The sequence below is a fragment of the Streptomyces sp. NPDC040589 genome (genome assembly GCF_055594445.1).
In genome coordinates this window covers 868292-890807 of record NZ_JBVIWP010000001.1, presented here as the reverse complement: position 1 = coordinate 890807, position 22516 = coordinate 868292, and the positions used below count along the sequence as shown (strand labels likewise).

General features: G+C 71.1%; 20 protein-coding genes and 1 pseudogene. 8 read left to right on the top strand and 13 right to left on the bottom strand.

Annotated features, from left to right (window positions below):
- Positions 1 to 47 precede the first annotated feature (47 nt).
- Positions 48 to 1640: a histidine ammonia-lyase gene (gene hutH, locus ACZ58V_RS04025; RefSeq protein ID WP_468187452.1), complete on the top strand. Its 1593-nt coding sequence runs from the start codon at positions 48 to 50 to the stop codon at positions 1638 to 1640.
- 67 nt (positions 1641 to 1707) lie between these two features.
- On the opposite strand, the gene ACZ58V_RS04020 is transcribed toward hutH, so the two are convergent.
- Positions 1708 to 2022 (bottom strand): hypothetical protein, encoded by a 315-nt coding sequence (locus ACZ58V_RS04020; protein WP_468187454.1) that lies wholly within the window; start codon positions 2020 to 2022, stop codon positions 1708 to 1710.
- A 109-nt stretch (positions 2023 to 2131) separates the two neighbouring features.
- On the opposite strand from ACZ58V_RS04020, the gene ACZ58V_RS04015 reads away from it, so the two are divergent.
- From ACZ58V_RS04015 to ACZ58V_RS04005, 3 genes are all read left to right on the top strand, one after another.
- Positions 2132 to 2512 (top strand): hypothetical protein, encoded by a 381-nt coding sequence (locus tag ACZ58V_RS04015; RefSeq protein WP_468187456.1) that lies wholly within the window; start codon positions 2132 to 2134, stop codon positions 2510 to 2512.
- A gap of 245 nt (positions 2513 to 2757) precedes the next feature.
- A complete protein-coding gene (locus ACZ58V_RS04010) occupies positions 2758 to 4023 on the top strand; it encodes a L,D-transpeptidase (RefSeq protein WP_468187458.1) in 1266 nt (421 codons plus the stop codon).
- Between the two features lie 541 nt (positions 4024 to 4564).
- Positions 4565 to 7879 carry a S8 family peptidase gene (locus ACZ58V_RS04005; RefSeq protein ID WP_471288732.1) on the top strand — a complete coding sequence of 1105 codons (3315 nt, stop codon included), beginning with the start codon at positions 4565 to 4567 and terminating at the stop codon, positions 7877 to 7879.
- 78 nt (positions 7880 to 7957) lie between these two features.
- Here ACZ58V_RS04005 and ACZ58V_RS04000 read toward each other — a convergent pair whose 3' ends face one another.
- Positions 7958 to 8884 carry a helix-turn-helix domain-containing protein gene (locus tag ACZ58V_RS04000; protein WP_471288191.1) on the bottom strand — a complete coding sequence of 309 codons (927 nt, stop codon included), beginning with the start codon at positions 8882 to 8884 and terminating at the stop codon, positions 7958 to 7960.
- 180 nt (positions 8885 to 9064) lie between these two features.
- Here ACZ58V_RS04000 and ACZ58V_RS03995 point away from each other — a divergent pair, with 180 nt between their 5' ends.
- Positions 9065 to 10105, top strand: coding sequence for an NAD(P)-dependent alcohol dehydrogenase (locus ACZ58V_RS03995; RefSeq protein ID WP_471288189.1), 1041 nt, complete (start codon positions 9065 to 9067; stop codon positions 10103 to 10105).
- A gap of 46 nt (positions 10106 to 10151) precedes the next feature.
- Here the strand turns inward: ACZ58V_RS03995 and ACZ58V_RS03990 are convergent, their stop codons facing one another.
- Genes ACZ58V_RS03990 through ACZ58V_RS03980 form a run of 3 tightly spaced genes read right to left on the bottom strand, consistent with a single transcriptional unit; the run spans position 10152 to position 13272 of the window.
- On the bottom strand, positions 10152 to 11210 hold the full coding sequence (locus ACZ58V_RS03990; RefSeq protein WP_471288186.1) for a FecCD family ABC transporter permease: 1059 nt from the start codon (positions 11208 to 11210) through the stop codon (positions 10152 to 10154).
- Positions 11207 to 12217, bottom strand: coding sequence for a FecCD family ABC transporter permease (locus tag ACZ58V_RS03985; RefSeq protein ID WP_471288183.1), 1011 nt, complete (start codon positions 12215 to 12217; stop codon positions 11207 to 11209). The genes ACZ58V_RS03990 and ACZ58V_RS03985 overlap by 4 nt, the downstream gene beginning before the upstream one ends.
- On the bottom strand, positions 12214 to 13272 hold the full coding sequence (locus tag ACZ58V_RS03980; protein ID WP_471288181.1) for an ABC transporter substrate-binding protein: 1059 nt from the start codon (positions 13270 to 13272) through the stop codon (positions 12214 to 12216). The genes ACZ58V_RS03985 and ACZ58V_RS03980 overlap by 4 nt, the downstream gene beginning before the upstream one ends.
- A gap of 81 nt (positions 13273 to 13353) precedes the next feature.
- Between ACZ58V_RS03980 and ACZ58V_RS03975 the strand changes: the two genes are divergently transcribed.
- Positions 13354 to 13737 (top strand): VOC family protein, encoded by a 384-nt coding sequence (locus ACZ58V_RS03975; protein ID WP_468187470.1) that lies wholly within the window; start codon positions 13354 to 13356, stop codon positions 13735 to 13737.
- A 126-nt stretch (positions 13738 to 13863) separates the two neighbouring features.
- A pseudogene (locus ACZ58V_RS03970) lies at positions 13864 to 14626 on the top strand (SDR family oxidoreductase).
- Between the two features lie 16 nt (positions 14627 to 14642).
- Here the strand turns inward: ACZ58V_RS03970 and ACZ58V_RS03965 are convergent.
- The 5 genes from ACZ58V_RS03965 to ACZ58V_RS03945 form a co-directional block, all read right to left on the bottom strand.
- Positions 14643 to 15584 carry a DUF5829 family protein gene (locus ACZ58V_RS03965; RefSeq protein ID WP_468187474.1) on the bottom strand — a complete coding sequence of 314 codons (942 nt, stop codon included), beginning with the start codon at positions 15582 to 15584 and terminating at the stop codon, positions 14643 to 14645.
- A 90-nt stretch (positions 15585 to 15674) separates the two neighbouring features.
- On the bottom strand, positions 15675 to 16376 hold the full coding sequence (locus tag ACZ58V_RS03960) for a DUF4389 domain-containing protein (RefSeq protein WP_471288177.1): 702 nt from the start codon (positions 16374 to 16376) through the stop codon (positions 15675 to 15677).
- Between the two features lie 102 nt (positions 16377 to 16478).
- On the bottom strand, positions 16479 to 17597 hold the full coding sequence (locus ACZ58V_RS03955) for an AI-2E family transporter (RefSeq protein ID WP_468188278.1): 1119 nt from the start codon (positions 17595 to 17597) through the stop codon (positions 16479 to 16481).
- Between the two features lie 94 nt (positions 17598 to 17691).
- Positions 17692 to 18360, bottom strand: a complete 669-nt coding sequence (msrA, locus tag ACZ58V_RS03950) for a peptide-methionine (S)-S-oxide reductase MsrA (RefSeq protein WP_471288174.1) — start codon at positions 18358 to 18360, stop codon at positions 17692 to 17694.
- An 88-nt stretch (positions 18361 to 18448) separates the two neighbouring features.
- Positions 18449 to 19567: a hypothetical protein gene (locus ACZ58V_RS03945; protein WP_468187480.1), complete on the bottom strand. Its 1119-nt coding sequence runs from the start codon at positions 19565 to 19567 to the stop codon at positions 18449 to 18451.
- Between the two features lie 162 nt (positions 19568 to 19729).
- Between ACZ58V_RS03945 and ACZ58V_RS03940 the strand changes: the two genes are divergently transcribed.
- On the top strand, positions 19730 to 20884 hold the full coding sequence (locus ACZ58V_RS03940) for a cystathionine gamma-synthase (protein ID WP_468187482.1): 1155 nt from the start codon (positions 19730 to 19732) through the stop codon (positions 20882 to 20884).
- 23 nt (positions 20885 to 20907) lie between these two features.
- Here the strand turns inward: ACZ58V_RS03940 and ACZ58V_RS03935 are convergent, their stop codons facing one another.
- The 3 genes from ACZ58V_RS03935 to ACZ58V_RS03925 all read right to left on the bottom strand — a co-directional run bounded on the left by ACZ58V_RS03935 (position 20908) and on the right by ACZ58V_RS03925 (position 22407).
- Positions 20908 to 21156 (bottom strand): hypothetical protein, encoded by a 249-nt coding sequence (locus tag ACZ58V_RS03935; RefSeq protein ID WP_471288171.1) that lies wholly within the window; start codon positions 21154 to 21156, stop codon positions 20908 to 20910.
- Positions 21157 to 21261: 105 nt separating this feature from the next.
- Positions 21262 to 21765 (bottom strand): sigma factor-like helix-turn-helix DNA-binding protein, encoded by a 504-nt coding sequence (locus tag ACZ58V_RS03930; protein WP_468187486.1) that lies wholly within the window; start codon positions 21763 to 21765, stop codon positions 21262 to 21264.
- Between the two features lie 135 nt (positions 21766 to 21900).
- Positions 21901 to 22407, bottom strand: coding sequence for a MarR family transcriptional regulator (locus tag ACZ58V_RS03925; protein ID WP_189722925.1), 507 nt, complete (start codon positions 22405 to 22407; stop codon positions 21901 to 21903).
- Positions 22408 to 22516: the final 109 nt, after the last annotated feature.

Genomic DNA, 22516 nt, shown 5'->3' with positions numbered 1-22516 from the left:
CGCCCCCAGTGGTGACATCATCGAATTCACTGCGTACGCTCCTGAATATGGATATGCACACTGTGGGGAACGGGGAAGGCGCGAAGCGCGGCCTCGCAAGGGTGGTGGTGGGCGACGGGCGGGCGTCCGGCGTGACCGCGTCCGACGTGCTCGCCGTGGCGCGTGCCGGTGCCCGCGTCGAGCTCTCCGAGGAGGCGGTGGCCGCCCTCGCCGCGGCCCGCGAGATCGTCGAGGCGCTGGCGGCCAAGCCGGACCCCGTGTACGGCGTGAGCACCGGCTTCGGGGCCCTGGCGACCCGGCACATCAGCCCCGAGCTGCGCGCACAGCTCCAGCGCAACATCGTCCGCTCGCACGCCGCCGGGATGGGGCCGAGGGTGGAGCGGGAGGTCGTCCGCGCCCTGATGTTCCTGCGGCTGAAGACGGTCTGCTCCGGGCGCACCGGCGTACGGCCGGAGGTCGCGCAGACCATGGCCGACCTCCTCAACGCCGGTATCACCCCGGTCGTGCACGAGTACGGCTCCCTCGGCTGCTCCGGCGACCTCGCGCCGCTGTCCCACTGCGCGCTCGCGCTGATGGGGGAGGGCGACGCCGAGGGCCCCGACGGTGTCGTACGCCCGGCCGCCGAACTCCTCGCCGCGCACGGCATCCAGCCGGTCGAACTGCGTGAGAAGGAAGGCCTCGCGCTCCTCAACGGGACCGACGGCATGCTCGGCATGCTGGTCATGGCCCTGGCCGACCTGGACACGCTCTACCGGTCCGCCGACATCACGGCCGCCCTGTCGCTGGAGGCCCTGCTCGGCACCGACCGGGTCCTCGCCCCCGAGCTGCACGCCATCCGGCCGCACCCGGGGCAGGCCGCCAGTGCCGCCAACATGCTGGCCGTGCTGAAGGGTTCGGGCCTGACCGGGCATCACCAGGACGACGCCCCGCGCGTCCAGGACGCCTACTCGGTGCGCTGCGCCCCGCAGGTCGCCGGGGCCGGGCGGGACACCATGGCCCACGCCCGGCTGGTCGCCGACCGCGAGCTGGCGTCCGCCGTGGACAATCCCGTCGTACTGCCCGACGGCCGGGTGGAGTCCAACGGCAACTTCCACGGGGCGCCCGTCGCCTACGTCCTGGACTTCCTCGCCATCGCCGCCGCCGACCTCGGCTCGATCGCCGAGCGGCGCACCGACCGGCTGCTCGACAAGAACCGCAGCCACGGCCTGCCGCCGTTCCTGGCCGACGACGCAGGTGTGGACTCGGGCCTGATGATCGCTCAGTACACGCAGGCCGCGCTGGTGAGCGAGTTGAAGCGGCTCGCCGTACCGGCGTCCGCCGACTCGATCCCGTCCTCCGCGATGCAGGAGGACCATGTCTCGATGGGCTGGTCTGCGGCGCGCAAGCTGCGCACGGCCGTCGACAACCTCACCCGTGTCCTGGCCGTCGAGCTGTACGCCGCCACACGCGCCGTCGAACTGCGCGAGGGTCTGACGCCGGCGCCCGCCACGCGGGCGGTCATCGACGCCGTACGGGAAGCGGGAGTTCAGGGTCCCGGGCCGGACCGGTTCCTGGCGCCCGACCTGGCCGCCGCGGACGCCTTCGTGCGCGACGGGCGGCTGCTCGCCGCGGTGGAGACGGTCACCGGGCCGCTCCAGTAGGGCGAGCGCGGCCGGGGTCTTGCCGCGCGGCAGGGCCCCGGGGCGGTCGCCCCCGCGCCAAGTGCGCTCAGAAGCCGAGTCGTTCCCGGCGGACCGAATAGGCGACGAAGCCCGCGCCCAGCATGAGGAACATCGTGCCGCCGGCCACGTAGGGCGTGCTGTCGAAGCTGCCCGTATCGGCGAGGCGGGTGTCGGTGACGGAGTCGCCCGCGGTCGTGGCCGCGATCCGCGCCTGCTCTGTGACCTGCGGCGACGGACTTGCCGAGACCGCGTCTCTGACCGGGGAGTCCGACGTCGCGTTGGCGGACGGGACGAACCACAGGGCGCCCAGCAGGGTCGCTGCGGCGGTGGTGGTCAGCAACGGACGGCGAGCGGATGACACGGAATATCGATCCCCTTGTGGCACTGGCGAATTGGCCGTGTGGGGTGATGTTAGTAAAAGGCGCGGGTCACGGGAAAGTCACGGGAGGTCCTGGACGTACGCTCGCGCCATGAGCACTCCTGAGACATCACGTTTTGTGCGGGTTCGGGTGGAACTCGTGCTGGAGGTCGACGACGCGGACGCGGTCACCAAGACCGCGCTGCGCCGGATCGCCGACGACGCCGAGTTGCCGGCGTCCGAGCGGGTACACGCCGAGGGCGCTGTGACGGAAGACACCGCGGAGGCCCTCGCGTACCTCGTGGACCCGTTCGACCTGGTCAGCCAGGTCCCGGGGATCGAACTCCAGCAGGCCTCCTGGAGCAGCGAGCGGATCGAGTACGACCCCGATTCGCCGGAGTGGGACTACGACGAGGATGATGAGGGAGGCGAGTACGACCTGAACGACAGTGACGAAGGGGACGGCGGAAGCCGGGCGGACGCGGCCGGCTGAGGCGGGCTCGGGGAAAACATGACCCCGGGGGGCAACCGCCGCCCGGGGTTTCGTCGTCTCAAGTGACGCACCGACCGCACCAGTACCATCCGCATCGCGGACGTGGTGATCCCCACACCCGTGTCACATGGGGAACCTGACGAACCGGTCGTAGCGTTGAAAGGTCTCGACGAGGACTCACGAGTCCTGACGGGGGCACTTGGTCTTGGACGGGGACACTCGGGGTCTTGGGGAAATCGGCAACGATGGAGAAGCGTGTGATAACGGTCAGTAAGCGGCGCAAGGGCCTGGCGGTCGCGTCCGCACTGCTCGGTGGAGTGCTGGCGCTCTCGGCCTGTACCGGCGGCGACGACAACGCCTCCGGAAGTGACGGCGGTGACAGCTCCCAGTCGAAGGTCGACGAGGCCGCGGCCAAGAAGACCTCAGCGGCCCAGATCAAGATCACGCCCGAGGACGGCTCCGACAACGCCTCCATCAACAACTCCGCCGCCGTCACCGTGAGCAAGGGCACGCTCACGAACGTCTCGATGACGACGTCCGACGGCACGGAGGTCAGCGGCGAGATATCCGCCGACAAGAAGAGCTGGAAGCCGAGCACCCAGCTGGAGCGCTCCACGAACTACAAGCTCGCCGCCGAGGCCAAGGACTCCGACGGCCGGGTCGCCCACGAGAACGCCTCGTTCACCACGGTCTCCCCGGCCAACAGCTTCATCGGCAACTTCACGCCGGACGACGGCACCACCGTCGGCGTCGGCATGCCGGTCTCGATCAACTTCGACAAGGCGATCACCAACAAGGCCGCCGTCCAGAAGGGCATCAAGGTCAGCACGACCGGCGGCCAGGAGGTCGCCTGCCACTGGTTCAACGCCAACCGCATGGACTGCCGCCCCGAGGAGTACTGGAAGGAAGGCTCCACCGTCACGCTGAAGCTCGCGCTCGACGGTGTCGAGGGCGCCGAGGGTGTCTACGGGGTCCAGCAGAAGACGGTCACCTTCAAGATCGGCCGCAACCAGGTCTCGTACGTCGACGCGAAGACCAAGCAGATGAAGATCACGCAGGACGGCAAGACCGTGCGGACCATCCCGATCTCCGCCGGCTCGCCCGAGAACAAGACCTACGAGGGCATCATGGTGATGTCCGAGAAGTTCAAGGAAACGCGCATGAACGGCGCGACCGTGGGCTTCACGGACGACGACGGCAAGGGCGAGTACGACATCAAGGACGTGCCGCACGCCATTCGCCTCTCCGCCAGCGGCACCTTCCTCCACGGCAACTACTGGGGCGCGAAGTCCATCTTCGGTAGCGCGAACACCAGCCACGGCTGCGTCGGCCTCCAGGACGTGAAGGGCGCCGGCGACCCGAAGACGCCGGGCGCGTGGTTCTACAACAACTCGATCCTCGGTGACGTGGTCGTCGTCCAGAACACCGGCGACAAGACGGTCGCGCCGGACAACGGCCTCAACGGCTGGAACATGAGCTGGGCCGACTGGAAGGCCGGCTCCGAGGCCTGACGGTTCGGTAGCCGCACTCCGCGGCCGCACGCGAGCCGCCGCTCACCCCCGGAACAGGGGGCGGGCGGCGGCTTCGTCTTGTCTCCCCCGTTCATCTCCCTCCTCCCTTTTTTGCGAGGAGGCCTGTATGTGCGCCGAGGGAGTCACATACGAAGCATCCACTTCCCGCTACACCTTCAGGCTGCGTGTGCCGTCCGCTGCAACCCGGCTGGTGCTGATGGCGCGAGACCTCCTGGAGCGCTGCTCCAGGAGGCCGCCCGAGCCAGAAATCCCCTCCCTGCGAGGAGGGGAGGACTCAACTATCTGAGGCGCGAGCTGCGCCGCCTACGCCTAACCCAGCGGCCCTGTAACGGAGTTCCGGCGGCCGTGTAACAGTCAGCCGACGGATTTCTTACCTGCTTCTCATCTATTGAGCACCTGATCACCCCTCGGCATACTGCGTATTCCGGGGGGTGTACGTCCATGCGTACGAGACCACCCCCGGCCGGGTGAACGGGGAATTCACCTGGTTCTTCTGCAAGGGGGAATCTTGCGCAGACAAGTGAAAAAGGCGTGCGCGGCCACGGTCGCCACAGCGGCAGCCGTGGCCCTGGCGGCGGGTATGACCAGCCCGGCGTCGGCGAACGGAGAGCAGACGGCCGCAGCCTCCAAGCCCACCTCGCTCACCGCCAAGCATCGCGTCACGCTGATCACCGGCGACCGGGTCGTCCTGGACGCCAAGGGGCGCGTCGTCGGCCTGGAGCGGGCCAAGGGACGCGAGGACATTCCCGTCCAGGTCCGCAAGCTCGACGGCCACACCCTCGTGATCCCCGCCGACGCGGCCCGCCTGGTCGCCGCCGGCAAGCTCGACCAGCGGCTCTTCGACGTCACCGAGCTCAACAAGTCCACGACCCGCAAGGCCCAGAAGAAGGGCCTGAAGGTCATCGTCGGCTACCAGGGCGGCGCCGCGGCGGCCAAGGCCGACGTCCGCGACGCGGGCACGCTGAGCCACTCGCTGAAGTCCGTGAACGCGGACGCGGTGCAGACGCCCAAGGAGGACACGCCCGACCTGTGGGACGCGGTCACCAACGGCGACAAGACGGCCTCCGGCATCGCGCACGTCTGGCTCGACGGCGTTCGCAAGGCCAGCCTCGACAAGTCCGTCGCGCAGATCGGCACCCCCAAGGCGTGGTCGGCCGGCTACGACGGCAAGGGCGTGAAGATCGCCGTCCTGGACACCGGTGTCGACGCCACCCACGCCGATCTCAAGGGCCAGGTGATCGGCGCCAAGAACTTCACCACCTCGCCCGACACGACCGACAAGGTCGGCCACGGCACGCACGTCGCGTCGATCGCGGCGGGCACCGGGGCGAAGTCCGGAGGCAAGTACAAGGGCGTCGCGCCCGGCGCGAAGATCCTCAACGGCAAGGTGCTCGACGACGGCGGATTCGGCAGCGACTCCGAGGTCCTCGCGGGCATCGAGTGGGCCGCCGCCGAGGGCGCCGACGTCGTCAACATGAGCCTGGGCGGTGGTGACACGCCCGCGATCGACCCGCTGGAAGCGGCGGTGAACAAGCTGTCCGAGGAGAAGGGCATCCTGTTCGCCATAGCCGCCGGCAACGAGGGCGACTTCGGCGAGCAGACCATCGGCTCCCCGGGCAGTGCCGCCGCGGCCCTGACCGTCGGCGCGGTCGACGACAAGGACGTGCTGGCCGACTTCTCCAGCCGCGGCCCCGGCATGGACGGCGCCCTCAAGCCCGACGTGACCGCGCCCGGCGTGGACATCACCGCGGCCTCCGCCCCGGGCAACCAGATAGCCCAGGAGGTCGGCGAGAACCCGGCCGGCTACATGTCGATCTCCGGTACGTCGATGGCGACCCCGCATGTCGCGGGCGCGGCGGCGATCCTCAAGCAGCAGCACCCGACGTGGAAGCACGCCGAGCTGAAGGGCGCCCTCACCGGCTCCACCAAGGGCGGCAAGTACACCCCGTTCGACCAGGGTTCGGGCCGTATCCAGGTCGACCAGGCCATCAAGCAGTCCGTGATAGGCGAGCCGGGCTCGGTGAGCTTCGGCGTCCAGCAGTGGCCGCACACCGACGACAAGCCGGTCACCAAGGAGCTGACGTACCGCAACCTCGGTACGAAGGACGTCACGCTGAAGCTGACGTCGACCGCCACCAATCCCAAGGGGGCGGCCGCCCCGGCCGGCTTCTTCAAGCTCGGCGCCACCTCGGTGACCGTCCCGGCCGGCGGCAAGGCCTCCGTCCCGTTCACCGTGAACACCAAGCTGGGCGGCACGGTCGACGGCGCGTACTCGGCGTACGTGACGGCGACCGGCGGCGGCCAGAGTGTCCGCACGGCCGCGGCGGTGCAGCGCGAGGTCGAGTCGTACGACGTCACGCTGAAGTTCCTCGACCGTGACGGCAAGGCCGCCAAGAACTACAGCGCCGACCTGGCCGGTGTCTCCGGCCTGGGCAACGGCAAGTTCTTCACGCCGTACGACGCGGACGGCACCGTCACCGCCCGTGTGCCCAAGGGCGGTTACGTCCTCAACACGAGCATCTACGCGGGCGACGACCCGGAGAAGTTCGAGGGCGCCGACTGGCTGGCCCAGCCCAAGCTGAACGTCACCAAGGGCACGACGATCACGCTGGACGCCCGCAAGGCCAAGCCGGTGGACATCACCGTGCCGGACGCCGCCGCCAAGCCGGAGTTCGCCTCGGCCGACTACACGGTGGAAGCGGGGGACTCCAGCTTCGGCTTCGGCTGGTGGCTGGACTCGTACGCCGGCTTCCGCACCGCGCACGTCGGCCCGCAGATCACCGACGGCTCGGTGACCCAGCAGTGGGACGCTCACTGGAGCAAGGGCGACAAGGAGCAGTACGACGTCACCGGCGGCGGTCCGGTCAAGCAGCTCGCCACCGGCTACACCAAGCACTACAAGGCGAGCGACCTCGCCACGGTGAAGGCGGGCCTCGGTGCCGCGGCGAGCGGCAAGAAGGGCTCGATCAGCGCCATGGGCTGGCTGCCGTGGAGCGGCAGCGCCTCCTCGGTCGGCTTCGAGCAGACCCTGCCGGGCACGCGGACGCTGCACCTGTCCACCCTGGGCGGTGTGAAGTGGGACCTCGACTTCGTCCAGAACGGCGGCGTCGACGCCGAGGGCTTCCCGGTCTTCGAGGCCGGCTACTCGCTGGGCGGCCAGAAGTTCACCGGCGGCAAGAGCTACTCGAAGACGTTCAACACCGCCGTCTTCGGGCCGCGCATCAACGCCGACTTCGGTCTGTTCCGTGACGGCAACCAGATCCACGGCTCCCTGCCGCTGTTCGCCGACAGCAAGGGCAACCCGGGCTCCTCGCTGTTCACCTCGGTGAACACGACCCTGTACCGCAACGGCACCAAGGTCGGCAGCAACGACGACCCGCTGTTCGGCGGTGAGGCGTTCAAGGTCCCGGCCGGCGACGCCGAGTACAAGCTGACGACGTCGGTCAAGCGCAGCGTCAAGGTCGCGGCGGCCTCCACCCGCATCGACGCCAGCTGGACGTTCCGCTCGAAGAAGACCACGGACCTCAAGCAGCTGCCCGCCTCCACGGCCCGCTTCAACGCGGCCACCGGCCTGGACAGCAAGGTCCCGGCCGGCAAGACGGTCAGCATCCCGGTCACCGTCGAGGGCGCGGCCAAGGGCGGCAACCTGAAGTCGCTGTCGGTGTACGTGTCGTACGACTACGGCAAGACCTGGAAGAAGCTGACGGTCAAGGACGGCAAGGTCAGCGTCAAGAACCCGGAGAAGGGGAAGGCCATCTCCTTCCACGCCAAGATCGCCGACAAGAAGGGAAACAAGTCGACGATCTCGATCTACAACGCGTACTACGGCAAGTGAGTACCCGTTAGCGGCGGCCCGCCGGAAGCCTCGGCTTCCGGCGGGCCGTTCGTGTGGGCGGCGGGCCGTTCGTGCGGGTCAGGCCGGTGGGGCCGTGCTCCCGGCCCCCGCCCGCGTCGCGTCCGCGCCCCAGCTCGCCAGCAGGCGCAGGGCCTGTGCCGACGGGGTGTCCGGTTCCGCGTGGTACGTGATCAGGGACTGCTCGGCGTCGTCGACCAGGCGGAACGTCTCGAAGGACAGGGTCAGGTCGCCGACCAGCGGGTGGCGCAGGCGCTTGACGCCGAAGCCCTTCTCCTTGACGTCGTGCGCGGCCCACAGCCGGCGGAACTCCTCGCTCTTCACGGAGAGCTCGCCCACCAGCGCGGACAGCCGCGGGTCGTCCGGGTGGCAGCCCGCGTCCATGCGCAGATAGCCGACCATGTCCTGCGCCTTCTGGTCCCACTCGACGAACAGGTCGCGGTACTCGGGCCGCAGGAACACCAGACGCGCCCAGTTCCGCTCCGGCGCCGGCAGCTCCGCCCAGTCGCCGAAGAGGGCCGCGGCCATCCGGTTCCAGGCCAGGACGTCCGAGCGGCGCCCCACGATGTACGCCGGGACGGTGTCGATCGAGTCCAGCAGATGCCGCAGCGTCGGCCGCACCTGCTGGGTGCGCGCCACCGGCTTCTTCTTGTGCTGCTTCGGCTTCGCCAGGTGCATCAGGTGGGCGTGCTCGGCGTCGCTCAGCCGCAGGGCGCGCGCGATCGCGTCCAGCACCTCCGCCGAGACGTTGCGCCCGTTGCCCTGCTCCAGCCGTGTGTAGTACGCCACGGAGACCCCGGCCAGCTGCGCCAGCTCCTCGCGGCGCAGCCCCGGCACGCGCCGCCGCCCGAAGTCGGGCAGCCCCACGTCCTCCGGCTTCAGCCGGGCACGCCGGGTGCGCAGGAACTCACTGAGCTCGGCACGCCGGTCCAGGCCCCCGCCGGACTGCGCTGCGGGCTCCTGTACGGGTTCGGGCTGTTCGTCCATGCCCTCCAGTATTCACGGTCGTACGCACACGAGCCTGACCCCGCCAGTGGTACGCACCGTGTGCGTACGCAAAACGGTGGTCTGGGTAGATGCTCGCGTTTTCGGCACGCTGGTGATCGTGCCCGGTCAGAAGATCCAGAAGGCAGCCGGGCACGGAATCCCCGCTAGGAGAACCCCGGCATGACCACTGTCGCCGCATACGCCGCACCCGCCCCCAAGGCTCCGCTGGAGCGCACCACCATCGAGCGCCGCGAGGTCCGCGAGTTCGATGTCCTGATCGACATCAAGTTCGCCGGCATCTGCCACTCCGACATCCACCAGGCCCGCGAGGGCTGGGGCGAGGCCATCTTCCCGATGGTCCCCGGCCACGAGATCGCCGGTGTCGTCACCGAGGTCGGCCCGGGGGTGACGAAGTTCGCCGTCGGCGACCGCGTGGGCGTCGGCTGCATGGTCGACTCCTGCCGCGAATGTGAGAACTGCAAGGCCGGGCACGAGCAGTACTGCGTCGAGGGCAACATCCAGACGTACAACGCCGTCGGCAGGGACGGCGAGCCCACCTACGGCGGCTACTCGCAGAAGGTCGTCGTCGACGAGAACTTCGTCGTCGGCATCCCCGACGGCCTCTCCCTCGACGTCGCCGCGCCGCTGCTGTGCGCCGGCATCACCCTCTACTCCCCGCTCAAGCGTTTTGGCGCCGGCCCCGGCAAGAAGGTCGCGATCCTCGGTCTGGGCGGCCTCGGCCACATGGGCGTGAAGATCGCGCACGCCCTCGGGGCCGAGGTCACCGTGCTGTCGCAGTCCCTGCGCAAGCAGGAGGACGGCCTGCGGTTCGGAGCCGACCACTACTACGCCACCAGCGACCCGAAGACCTTCGAGGAGCTGAACGGCACGTTCGACCTGATCGTGTCCACGGTGTCGGCCCCGCTGGACTTCAACGCCTACCTGGCGCTGCTGAAGCCCGAGGGCACGCTGGCGAACGTCGGCGCCCCCGAGGAGCCGATCTCCCTCAACCTCTTCTCCGTGATCGCCGGCGGCAAGTCGCTCGCCGGTTCCATGATCGGCGGCATCCCGGAGACCCAGGAGATGCTGGACTTCTGCGCCGAGCACGGCCTCGGTGCCGAGATCGAGCTGATCCGCGGTGACCAGATCAACGAGGCGTACGAGCGGGTGCTGGGCAGCGATGTGCGGTACCGGTTCGTGATCGACACGGCGACGATCTGAGACCGGACGGTCTGAGCATGAGGGCCTCGGCTGTGTGCCGGGGCCCTCAGCGTCGTCCGAGGAGCCACAGCAGGTACGGCCCGCCCACCAGCGAGGTGAGCGCGCCGACCGGGATCTCCAGTGGCGGCAGCAGCGTACGGGCCGCCAGATCGGCGCCGACCAGGATCACGGCACCCGTCAGAGCCGAGGAGAGCAGCGGCAGCTGAGGCGTGCGCGTGAGCCGCCTCGCCAGCTGGGGAGCGGTCAGCGCGACAAAGCCGATCGGGCCCGCCGCACCGGTCGCCGTCGCCGCGAGCACCACACCCAGGACCGTCAGCCCCAGCCGGGCCCGTCCCACCCGTACGCCGAGCGAGGCCGCGGTCTCGGGGCCGAGCCCCAGCGGGCGCACCGCCCGGCTCGCCCACACCAGCCCCGGCAGACACAGCAGGCACACCACGGCCAGCGGCCCGGCCTGCTCCCAGCCCCGCCCGTTCAGACTCCCGGTCAGCCACAGTTTGACCTGCTCGGCGGCCTCCAGCTCGCTGTCCGTCAGATACAGCTGCACCACGGCGCCCAGTGCGACGCCGATCCCGACGCCGGTGAGCACGAACCGGCTCGGCTGCATGCCGTGGCGCCAGGCCAGCACATAGACCAGCGCGGCGGCGGCCAGCCCGCCCGCGACCGACACGGCGGGCAGCGCGCCCGGGGAACTCACCGCGCCTGTCGCCAGCGCGAGCACGGTCGCCGCGGCGGCCCCGTGCCCGACCCCGATCACATCCGGACTGGCCAGCGGATTACGCGTCACGGCCTGCACCAGGGCCCCCGCCATGCCCAGCGCCCCGCCGACCAGCGCCCCCAGCACGATCCGGGGCACCCGCAACTCGCCCACGACCAGCTCGTGGGGCCCGCTCCCGGTACGCAGGGTGTGCCACACCTCGCCGGGCGGTACGTACGCCTGCCCGGCACAGGCGGAGACGAGCATGGCGACGCCGAGGAGCAGGACGAGCGCCAGGGCGACGGCGGCGGAACGGCGGTGGAGGAGGAGGGAGACGCGAGGGTGGGGCCGTAGGACGGAGACGTGCGGGTGCGCCGGCCCGGCCGCCGGCGGTCGTACGGTATCGGTCACGCCACAGCTCCCCTGCGCCGTACCAGCACCACCAGCACCGGCACCCCCACCACCGCCGTCATGACCCCCGCAGGCACCTCAGCGGGAGCCCGGACCACACGCCCCGCCACATCGGCCCCCACCAGCAAGCCCGCCCCGAGCAATCCGGACAACGGCAGGACGACCCGATGTCCCCCGGACACCAGCCGCCGGGCAAGATGCGGCACGGCCAGCCCCACGAACGCGATCGGCCCCGCCGCGGCCACCGCCGCAGCGGTCAGCAGCGTCGCCCCCGCAGCCGCCACACCCCGCACCAGTCCGACCCGATGCCCCAAGGCCCGCGCCGCGTCGTCACCGAGCGCCAGCGCGTCCAGCCCCCGGGCGCACGCCAGCACCGCCAGCAGCCCCACGCCGAGGAAGGGCAGCAGCGCGCCGACCGTGTCCGCGTCCCGGCCGCTGAGCGCCCCGACCTGCCAGAACCGGAACTGGTCCAGCGTCGCCGAGCCGGCCGTCAGCACGACCGTCATGGCACCCGCCGTCATCGCCGACAGGGCCGTCCCGGCCAGCGCCAGCTTCACCGGCGAGGCCCCGCCGCGGCCGTGCGCGGCGATGCCGTACACCAGGCACGCGGCCACGACCGCGCCGCTGAAGGCGTACCAGACGTATCCGCCGAAGCCGCCGGCGAGCCCGGACGCGATGGCCACCACGACCCCGGCCGCGGCGCCCTGGCTCAGCCCCAGGATCCCCGGGTCGGCGAGCGGATTGCGGGTGACCGCCTGCAACGCGGCACCCGCGATGCCGAGCGCCGCGCCCGCGGCCAGTCCCACCGCGGTCCGCGGCACCCGCAGGGACCGTACGACGAGCGCGTCCGGGGAGCCGCCGCCGTGCAGCAGCGCGTCGAGCACGTGGTCCGGCGCCACCGGCCGGGTGCCGACGGCGAGAGAGAGGAGACCGGCTACGGCCACCACCAGCGCGGCACCCAGCACGGAGAGCGCGGCCGGCGGCCGGACGGCGATACGCCGGGTCACCTGCCGAGGTGCTCGGCGAGCTGCCGTACGACGAGGCGGGCGGCGGTGGGACCGGCGTTGAGGTACCAGGGGTCGTCGTCGACCTTCACGGCGTGCCCGGCGTCGACGGCCTTCATCGACTTCCACAGCGGCCCGGCCAGCACACTCCCGGCGTCGGTCTTCTCCGGGTCGCCCTGCACCGAGTAGAAGATCCAGTCACCGTCGGCGACATCGACGCTCTCCGGCCCGACGTCCTCGGAGATCGCCGTGAACCGCTGGGACTCCGGCCGCTTCAGCCCCATGTCCACGGCGAGGGACCCGGTGAAGGAGGAGACGCCGAACATGCGCGTCCGGTCGGGCGTGAACCGCACCATGGAGACGGCCGGGTCGCCCTGCACGTCCTGCCCCCGTTCACGGGCGTCCGCGGCGATGCCGTCGAGCAGTCGCCGCGCCCGCTGCCCCTTGCCGACGGCCTCGCCGACGAGCAGCAGGTCGCGCTTCCAGTTGATGCCGTTGCCGGCGGTGATCACGGTCGGCGCGATCTTCGACAGCCTGGGGTAGAGCTCGCCGAGCGAGTCGTTGGCCAGGATCAGGTCCGGCTCGGCGGCGGCCAGGGTCTCCAGGTTGGGAGCGGAGCGGGTGCCCGCGTCGGTCATGCCGGCCAGCCGGTCCTTGTGGCGCGGGAAGGCGTCGGCCAGGTAGCCGGGCACGAGGCCGGCGTTGTCGGCGCGGGTGGTCGCCGTCGGAACGATCCCCAGCGACAGCAGGTCGTCGAGCTGCCCGGTGCTGAGGACGGCGATCTTCCGCGGCCGGGCCTTGATCGCCGTACTGCCCTCGAAGTGCTTGACGGTGCGCGGGAAGACCCCGTCCTCGTCGGTGTCGGCGCCCATGCCCTTCGCGAGGCCGCTCGGCGCGGCGGAGGGTCCCGCTGAGCCGTCGGCGGCGCCGATGACCTGGCTGCGCGACTCGTCCCCCTGCCTGCCGTCCCCGCTGCCGCCGCCCGGCGACGAGCAACCGGCCATCAGCCCTCCGGCGACGGCCAGGGCCAGGGCGGCCCTCATTCCCACTGCACGCACCACGCACTCCGATCAATGAAATAAGGTGAGCCTTACCTTAATCGGTGCGGGAGTATGGTGGTTCGAGAGGGGAGGCCCACCATGACCGTGCAGCTGAACCACACCATCGTCGTCGCGCACGACAAGCGTGCCTCGGCCCGGTTCCTCGCCGACCTCCTGGGACTCGAAGTGAGCCCGCCCTACGGCCCGTTCCTCCCGGTCGAGATCCCCAACGGCGTGACGCTCGACTTCATGGACACCCCCGGCACCATCACGCCGCAGCACTACGCCTTCCTCGTCTCGGAGGACGAGTTCGATGTGATCTTCGGCCGCATCCAGGAAGCCGGTCTGACGTACTGGGCGGACCCGTTCCACAGCCGCCCCGGCGAGATCAACCACAACGACGGCGGTCGCGGCGCGTACTTCGACGACCCCGACGGCCACCGACTGGAGATCATCACGAGGCCGTACGGCAGCGGCGGCTGATCTCCCGGACATCCCGGACATCCCGGATCTCCTTTCCTGCCGCATCTCCTCCGGCTGTCACATCTCCCCGCCGCCCTCCGTCATACCGGCGAAGGCGAACCGGAAGTCGACGGTCGGGGAGTAGTCATGACGTCATCCATCCTGGTCACCGGCGGTACGGGCACCCTGGGCGGCCATGTCGTCCCGCTGCTGCGCGCGGCCGGCCACGATGTGCGGATCCTCAGCCGGAACGCCCGCCCGGCCGCTGACGGCATCGCGTACGTCACCGGCGATCTGCTCAGGGGCGAGGGCGTCGAGGCCGCCCTCGACGGCGCGGGGACCGTGCTGCACCTGGCGGGCGGCCCCAAGGGCGACGACGAGGCGACCCCGCAATCTGGCGCGCGTCGCGTCCCGGGCCGGCGTACGGCACCTGGTCTACATCTCGGTCATCGGCGCGGACCGGGTGCCGCTGGCCTGGATGCGGACGAAGCTGGAGTCGGAGCGGGCCGTCGCCGACTCGGGCATCCCGTGGACGACCCTGCGCGCGGCCCAGTTCCACGACCTCGCGCTGACCATGGTCGAGAAGATGGCGAAGCTGCCGGTGTTCCCGGTCCCCGGCGGCCTGCGGCTCCAGCCGGTCGACTCCCGCGAAGTCGCCGCCCGCCTGGTGGAACTGACCCTCGGCGCCCCGTCCGGCCTCGTCCCGGACCTGACCGGGCCGCACGTCCACGGCCTCGCCGACCTGGCCCGCACCTACCTCCGCCTCCGGGGGCGGCGCCGCCCGATGCTGCCGGTGCGCATCCCCGGCAAGGCGGGGCGGGCGTACCGGGCCGGGGCGAACCTCACCTTGCGGGGGGCGGAGGAGGGGAAGCGGACCTGGGAGGAGTTCCTGGCGGAGCGGCTGGGCTAGAGGGCTTCCGGGGGCCTTACCGGGAAGCCGGCTGGTCCTGTTCGCCGAAGGTCCACACGGCACGGGACCCCGGGCCGACGGCGAGGGTCGAGTGACCGATGCGCTCCTCGTGCCGGTACGACACCGGCCCGTTCAGCGACATCTCGACCTGCCGCAGGCCCACCCGGTCGAGGGGCACGGCGTCGAAGCGGAGTGTGGTGGTGCCGCCCTTCGCGACGACGCCCCCGTCCGGCAGGGAGCGCACGGCGAACCCGCCGGCCTTCAGCAGCGGCACCGTGTTGGCGAGGTCGCGTGCGGTCACCGCGAGCCGGATGCCCGTCACGTCCCGCATCAGGTGGTCGCGGTAGGCGTCGGACAGATAACGCTCCCGGCCCACGTCACCGGGGTGTGCGGCGGGCTCGGTGTTGCCGCGCGGGTCGGCGAAGTACTCCGGCCGGTACTCCATGCCCCAGGCGCCGAAGTGGTCGTACTGGTCGGTGGTGAAGACGGCGTCGAACCACGGCACGGGGACGCCGTCGCCGAAGTCGCGCGTCTGCTGGAACTCGATCGGGTCGCCGACCCCCTGCTCGCGCAGCCGCGCGAGCACCGTCACCAGGTCGCCCTTCCGCTCGGTCGAGACGCCCATGCCGGTGGAGCCGAGGGTGCCGTCCTTGCCGGGCACGTCGCCGACCCCGAACAGCTCCAGGTAGGTCTCGCGACCCATCAGATAGCGGCCGGTCCAGGTCTGCCCGCCGGAACCGGTCGTGGTGCGGACCTGGAAGTTGGCGAAGTCGCGCAGATAGGCGGAGTGCTCGATGGCGTCGGCGGTCTCCCGGTCGAGGACGCCGTAGGCGTGGTTGTAGAAGAGCAATTGCCGTCCGGCGTCTGTGGTCCGCGCCGCGCTCACCCCGCCCTGGACCGCCCCCGCGAGGGCCAGAGTGACGACCATGATCACCTGTAACGCTCGTCTGAGAACCATGCGAAGGAGCGTAGAGCGGGAGGAATCGCTTCCGCTGGGGATTCCGCCGGGGATTCCGCCGGGGATTCAGACGTTGTCAGGGGCTCTTTGTCAGGGGCCCTTGGTCAGGGGCCCTTGGTCAGGGGGTCCTTGGTGAGGGAATCCTTGGCCGGGGGATTCCTGCCCGCCCATGTCGAGGCGGAACGGCGGGTACTGGTCGGTCATCAACGCGGCGTAGGCGGTCACCCGCGCGCACCAGCGGGCGAGGCCCAGCAGGAAGTCGAAGAGGTGCCGTGGATAGCGGGCGGTGAACAGCAGGATGACCACCGCGACCAGGGAGAGCCAGGGCATCAGCCCACCGCTCCGCCAGCTGCCCTCGCCCCAGCCGCCCCCGACGAACATCGCGACCACGATGTACTGCGGGATCGCCAGCAGCCACCACTTCACCAGGACCAGTCCGCGCGACAGCCGCTCCGGGTAGACGACGTCGAAGTGCGCCGGATAGTCGGGCACGTCGGCGAGGGTGAACGGCGGGTACCGGTCGGTGCCGAGCGCGGTGTGGGCGTAGTAGCTGACCCGCCAGTTCCAGCGCAGCACGCCGACGCTGAAGTCGAAGAGGGGCCGGGGGTAGCGGGCGGTGAACAGGATGGCGAAGAACGCGACGACGGTCACGACGGCGAACGCGATCCACAGGAAGAACAGCACGATGTAGTGCGGGATGGCGAGCAGCCACTTCACCAGCCACAGCCATCGGGACAGCCGGGCGTCGACAGACGCCTCGATACGCACGGGAGACGCGGTGACAGGAAGCATGTGGCCAACTCCTTTCGCCTGCAGACTCGCAAGCGAGGAGGAGGCCCGCGACCTGGGCGGGGCCGTTCGCGCGTCGGGGACCGTCGGCGCGCCCCGGACCGGTTACGACGGCACGGGGGCGGCGGTGTCCGGCTCGTCGGTGCCGTCCGGTTCCCGGGGCGGGTCGCTGAGCTGCTCGCGCACGTAGTTCCACACCACCGCGATCAGCGCGGCGACCGGGACGGCGAGCAGACTGCCCACGATGCCGGCCAGACTGCCGCCCAGCGTCACGGCCAGCAGCACCACGGCCGCGTGGAGGCCGAGCCCACGACTCTGGATCATGGGCTGGAAGACGTTCCCCTCGAGCTGCTGCACCACCACGATGATGGCCAGCACCATCAGTGCGTCCGTCACGCCGTTGGAGACCAGTGCGATGAGGACCGCGACGAAACCGGCGAACAGGGCGCCGATGATCGGCACGAACGCGGAGACGAAGGTCAGCACCGCCAGCGGCAGCACCAGCGGCACGCCCAGGATCCACAGGCCCAGGCCGATCAGGACCGCGTCGAGCAGCCCGACGGCCGCCTGGGACCGTACGAAGGACCCCAGGGTGGCCCAGCCGCGCGCGAACACGATCGGGACGTCGGTGGCGAACCGGCCCGGGAGCTGCCGGGACAGCCACGGGAGGAACTTCGGCCCGTCCTTGAGGAAGAAGAACATCAGGAACAGCGCGAGGACGGCGGTGACCACTCCGCTCACCACGGTGCTGACGCCGGTGACGACCGTGCCGACCATGCTGCCGACGCCCTCCTGGGCACGGGCGACCGCCGTGTCGAACGCCTTGTTGATCTGGGCGTCACCGATGTTCAACGGCGGCCCTGCGGCCCACTCGCGCAGCCTCTGGATGCCCTCGACCACGCCGTCGGTCAGCTCACCGGACTGCGACGCCACCGGCACCGCGATCAGCGCCACGACGCCCACGGCGACCAGCAGGAACAGCACGGTCACCAGCGACGCGGCGAGCGCGGGCGGCCACCCGCGACGACGCAGGAAGCGGGCCGCGGGCCAGGTCAGCGTGGTCAGCAGCAGTCCGACGACGAGCGGCCACACCACCGACCACATCCGGCCCAGCAGCCACAGAGAAACGGCCAGCATCACGAAGACCAGCAGCAGCTCCGCGGACACCCGCGCGGACAGACGCAGCGCGTGACGGGCTTTCGCCGAACTCAGGGTCGAACTCACGGGGGCAGTCACGGAGGCACCCTATTGCCAGGGAGCCCCCGCGTATTCAGGGGTACCGGTGTTCAAGCCCTCGCTCGCTCCGCGAGGCCGGGGTTCAGCCCTCGGCCTTGGCCACACCGATCGGGCAGGACAGGCCCGTGCCGCCGATGCCGCAGTATCCCGCCGGGTTCTTGTCCAGGTACTGCTGGTGGTAGCCCTCGGCCGGGTAGAAGGGGCGGCCCTGCGCCGGGGCGATCTCCGTGGTGATCTCGCCGAACCCGGAGGAGGCCAGAACCTTCTGGTACGAGTCGCGGGAGGACTGGGCGGTGGCCGCCTGCTCGGGGGTGTGGGTGTAGACCGCCGATCGGTACTGCGTGCCCACGTCGTTGCCCTGGCGGAAGCCCTGCGTGGGGTCGTGGGACTCCCAGAACATCTTGAGCAGGCTCTCGTACGAGATCAGCTTCGGGTCGAAGACCACACGCACGACCTCCGTGTGGCCGGTCAGGCCCGAGCAGACCTCCTCGTACGTGGGGTTCTCGGTGTGGCCGCCCTGGTAGCCGGCCAGGGTCGTCCACACCCCTGCCGGGAGCTGCCAGAACTTGCGCTCGGCGCCCCAGAAGCAGCCCAGGCCGAAGTCGGCGACCTCCAGGCCCTCCGGGTAGGGGCCGAGCAGGGGGTTGCCGAGGACGGTGTGGCGGTCGGGGACCGTGAACGCCGGGACCGGGCGGCCGGGCAGCGCCTGCTCGGGGGAGGGCAGCTGGGGCGTACGGCTGTGCAGGAACATGCGGTCTCCAATCGGGGCGACGCCGCGCCGGGGCGACGCTCCTTACAACGTGCGGTGGCCGGTGGGAATTCCGGCCGGAGCCCGTGCCTCAGTGCGGCAGGCTCGCCGGGCTGCCGCCGTTCGCCTCGTAGCCCGCCACCGCCAGCGCCCGGTACACAGCGAACTCCGCCGCCGGGTCCTCGGACAGGGTCCAGGGCAGGGCGCCGACATGGCCGTCGATGTGTATCAGCTGGCTCATGGCCTCCGCCCAGCGCTCGCTGCGGACCAGGAAGTAGACCAGCAGGTGCCGCGCGTGCGCCAGCATCGGGTCGTCCGGGCGGGCCGAGTGCACCGCGTGCAGCGCGCCGTGCATCGCCTTCGTGACGACCTCGGTCTGCCAGAAGCTGCTGACCAGGGTCACCTCGGGGAGGTGCTCGAACACCGCGAAGAGGGGCATCGCCGCGAGCAGGGAGCCCTGGGGCGCGCGGGCCGCCGCGGCCTCGGCGAACGAGTAGGCCAGCTCACGCGAGCCGTGCCACTTCTCGCACCAGTAGTGCAGCGCGGCCAGATGCGCACCCATGTGCGCCGGGTCGCGGTCCAGGATCTTCAGCCAGACCTGCTCGAAGTCCTTCTGCGAGTAGCCCAGCCCGCGGGCCACCGACAGCTCGACGATGTACGGGATCGGATCGCCGGGGGAGAGCAGCGCCGCATCGCCGCACGCCGACCTGGCCTCCTCCATGATGATCCGGAACTCGTCCGTCCCCGGCGTCGCCGTCCGCCACGCCTGCTGCACCAGGAACTCGGCGTGCACCGCCGCGCCGCCCGCGTCCTTGGGCGCCTCGGCCCGCCACACCCGCAGCCACTGCCCTCCCGGCGCCTCGCCGACCCCGCCGGGCCGCTGCGCGAGCTCCAGGGAGGCGGCACCCGCGAAGGCCTGCACCCGCTGCCAGCGCCGCTCGCCCTCCGTCTCCGTGCCCGCGAGGAGCTGCTGCGCCGCGCGGTAGTCCTGCGAGCGCTGCACCACGTCCAGGACGTCCAGCAGGTCCTGGTCGGGGCCGGGCATGCGGATGTCGAGCTCCTCCTCGCGGACGAAGCCGTAGTTCGCCGGGTCCGCGGCGTCCGGGTGGTCGGGCGAGACCAGTCCGATCGCACCGCGCCTGCGCCGCAGGAAGGGGAGCAGCACGAAGCCCAGCATGACCAGTGCGATCAGGACCCAGAGAATCTCCATGCAACAAGCGAACCAGACCGCGCCGACAATTGGCCAACCTGCTCCCCGAACTGTGGAGAACGCGGCCGAGTATCCCCCGTGGCCCTGTGGAAAACCCGGCGCCGGGCGCGCGTCGACTCGTACTCCGGCACTCTTCGCGTCGGCGCACTACCCTCGGTGCTCATGAGCGACAGGCACATCAGTCAGCACTTCGAGACGCTCGCGATCCACGCGGGCAACACGGCCGACCCCCTGACGGGCGCGGTCGTCCCGCCGATCTACCAGGTCTCGACCTACAAGCAGGACGGCGTCGGCGGTCTGCGCGGCGGCTACGAGTACAGCCGCAGCGCCAATCCCACCAGGACCGCGCTGGAGGAGAACCTCGCCGCCCTGGAGGGCGGCCGCCGCGGTCTCGCGTTCGCGTCCGGGCTGGCGGCCGAGGACTGCCTGCTGCGTACGCTGCTCAGCCCCGGCGACCACGTGGTCATCCCCAACGACGCCTACGGCGGCACCTTCCGGCTGTTCGCCAAGGTCGTAGCCCGCTGGGGCGTGGAGTGGTCGGTCGCCGACACCAGCGACCCGGCGGCGGTACGGGCCGCCCTCACCCCGAAGACCAAGGTCGTGTGGGTGGAGACCCCCTCCAACCCGCTGCTCGGCATCACCGACATCGCCGCCGTCGCGCAGATCGCCCGGGACGCGGGCGCCCGCCTCGTCGTCGACAACACCTTCGCCACGCCCTACCTCCAGCAGCCGCTGGCGCTGGGCGCCGACGTCGTCGTGCACTCGCTGACCAAGTACATGGGCGGCCACTCGGACGTCGTCGGCGGCGCGCTGATCACCAGCGACGCCGACCTGGGCGAGGAACTGGCCTTCCACCAGAACGCGATGGGCGCCGTCGCCGGGCCTTTCGACTCCTGGCTGGTGCTGCGCGGCACCAAGACGCTCTCGGTCCGCATGGACCGGCACAGCGAGAACGCCGTCAAGGTCACCGACATGCTCACCCGGCACGCGCGCGTGACGAGCGTGCTGTACCCGGGCCTGCCGGAGCACCCCGGCCACGAGGTCGCCGCCAAGCAGATGAAGTCGTTCGGCGGCATGGTCTCGTTCCGTGTCGAGGGCGGCGAGGAGGCGGCCGTCGAGGTCTGCAACCGCGCCAAGGTGTTCACGCTGGGCGAGTCCCTGGGCGGCGTCGAGTCGCTCATCGAGCACCCCGGCCGCATGACGCACGCGTCCGTCGCCGGCTCGGCCCTCGAGGTCCCGGCCGACCTGGTGCGTCTGTCCGTCGGCATCGAGAACGCCGACGACCTGGTGGAAGACCTTCAGCAGGCGCTCGGCTAGGAAGGCCCCCGGCCCTCCTGGGGTCACCAGCCGGTGAGGGGTGGAGTCGTGTCCGACGGCGGCTCCACCCACGGGCGCGCCGTCAGCGCCCACACCGTGAACGTCACGGCCGCCGCGAGCAGCAGCAGCCACAGCAGCCGGCGGGCCAGCGCCCTGCGCCGCAGCATGCGGCCGCCCCGGCGCACCGCCTCCGTGTGGATCTCGGGCGGTACGGGCCGCGGCGCCTGTTCCATGAGCCGCCGCACGGTCGCCTCGCGGTCCTTCCCTCTCATGACGGTCTCCGGTCGCCGGAAGGGCTCATGCCGGCACCGCCCTCAGCTGCCGCACGGTCGCCTCCCCATCGTTGCCGCTCATGTCGGCCCCCGGTCGCCGCAGGCTCATGACGGCACCGCCTTCGCGGCCGTCACCGCCGGTGCCGGTCCCCGCTGCCGCTGCAGCAGGATCGACGTCGCCCGGTGGCAGATGGCCCGTACGCGCTCCGCGGACAGGCCGAGCAGGGCGGCCGTCTGCTCCTCGGCGACGCCCTCGTACAGCCTGAGGACCAGGATCAGGCGTTCCTGCGGGGTGAGCGGCGCCAGGGGACTGGCGGGGTGCGGGCGGGCGCGGCCGAGGCCGCCGTACCGGTGCCAGGTGCCGCGCGCGAAGCGGGTGGCGAGGTACTGCCGGGTGCGGTCGTAGGGATCCTCGCCGCGCAGTCGGTCCCAGCACGCGTACGTGTGCGCCAAGGACAGGGTCAGCAGGCGCCGTGCGCGGGGATTGTCGTCCGGGGCCTCCGCGGTGAGCAGGGTGGCCGTATGCAGCAGCCGCCCCGCCGCGCCCGCGACGAACGCCTCGAACTCCCGGGCCCGACGGGTCGCCCGGGACGCATGCCGTTGTCGCATCGCGCCTCCCGCCCGCCGGCGACCCCGAGGATGCGGGCCCGGCCGCGTACGGACGCGACGGCCGCGTACGACAGGACCCGGTCTCATATCAGGCCAGGGTCGGCCCCGAGGTCAAGAGCCGCGCACGGCCGGCGCTCAGGACGGCGACTGCGTCTCCGGCCCCGGCACCCCCGGCACCGCCATCCGGGCGGACAGCGCGCTGTTGAAGCGCGTGAGGAGCGTGCAGAACGCCTCGCGCTCCTCCGGCTCCCACTCCTCGGTCAGCTCGGCCATCAACTGCCGCCGCGACGAGCGCACTTCCTCCAGCCGGGCCTGCCCGCGCGGGGACAGCTGGAGCACCACCGCGCGTCCGTCCTCGGGGTGCGAGGTGCGCTTGACCAGGCCGGTGTCGACCAGCGGAGCCACCTGCCGGGTGACCGTCGACGAGTCGATCCCCATGCTCGCGGCGAGCGCCTTGACGCCCATCGGGCCTTCCTTGTCGAGACGGTTGAGCAGCAGGTACGCGGCGCGGTCCATGGAGTTGCGCACCTGTCCGACTCCGCCGAGCCGGGTCTGTTCGGCACGGCGGGCGAACAGCGCCACCTCGTGCTGCAGCGTGTCGAGAAGACCGGTGTCACCGACGGTCGTCATGTCCATCGACATTTCAGGTGTTGTGGGCATCGCCGGGGGCTCACTTCGTGGAGGGCTGGCTGATTGGGGGACAGGGTACGCGGCCGGGGGGCGGGTCGTACCGGCGCTTCACAAAGCGGGT

Coding starts and splice junctions, on each gene's coding strand:
- hutH (WP_468187452.1), top strand. CDS start 48: ATGGATATGCACACTGTGGGGAACGGGGAAGGCGCGAAGCGCGGCCTC.
- ACZ58V_RS04015 (WP_468187456.1), top strand. CDS start 2,132: ATGAGCACTCCTGAGACATCACGTTTTGTGCGGGTTCGGGTGGAACTC.
- ACZ58V_RS04010 (WP_468187458.1), top strand. CDS start 2,758: ATGGAGAAGCGTGTGATAACGGTCAGTAAGCGGCGCAAGGGCCTGGCG.
- ACZ58V_RS04000 (WP_471288191.1), bottom strand. CDS start 8,884: ATGGACGAACAGCCCGAACCCGTACAGGAGCCCGCAGCGCAGTCCGGC.
- ACZ58V_RS03995 (WP_471288189.1), top strand. CDS start 9,065: ATGACCACTGTCGCCGCATACGCCGCACCCGCCCCCAAGGCTCCGCTG.
- ACZ58V_RS03975 (WP_468187470.1), top strand. CDS start 13,354: ATGACCGTGCAGCTGAACCACACCATCGTCGTCGCGCACGACAAGCGT.
- ACZ58V_RS03965 (WP_468187474.1), bottom strand. CDS start 15,584: ATGGTTCTCAGACGAGCGTTACAGGTGATCATGGTCGTCACTCTGGCC.
- ACZ58V_RS03960 (WP_471288177.1), bottom strand. CDS start 16,376: ATGCTTCCTGTCACCGCGTCTCCCGTGCGTATCGAGGCGTCTGTCGAC.
- msrA (WP_471288174.1), bottom strand. CDS start 18,360: ATGTTCCTGCACAGCCGTACGCCCCAGCTGCCCTCCCCCGAGCAGGCG.
- ACZ58V_RS03945 (WP_468187480.1), bottom strand. CDS start 19,567: ATGGAGATTCTCTGGGTCCTGATCGCACTGGTCATGCTGGGCTTCGTG.
- ACZ58V_RS03940 (WP_468187482.1), top strand. CDS start 19,730: ATGAGCGACAGGCACATCAGTCAGCACTTCGAGACGCTCGCGATCCAC.
- ACZ58V_RS03935 (WP_471288171.1), bottom strand. CDS start 21,156: ATGAGAGGGAAGGACCGCGAGGCGACCGTGCGGCGGCTCATGGAACAG.
- ACZ58V_RS03930 (WP_468187486.1), bottom strand. CDS start 21,765: ATGCGACAACGGCATGCGTCCCGGGCGACCCGTCGGGCCCGGGAGTTC.
- ACZ58V_RS03925 (WP_189722925.1), bottom strand. CDS start 22,407: ATGTCGATGGACATGACGACCGTCGGTGACACCGGTCTTCTCGACACG.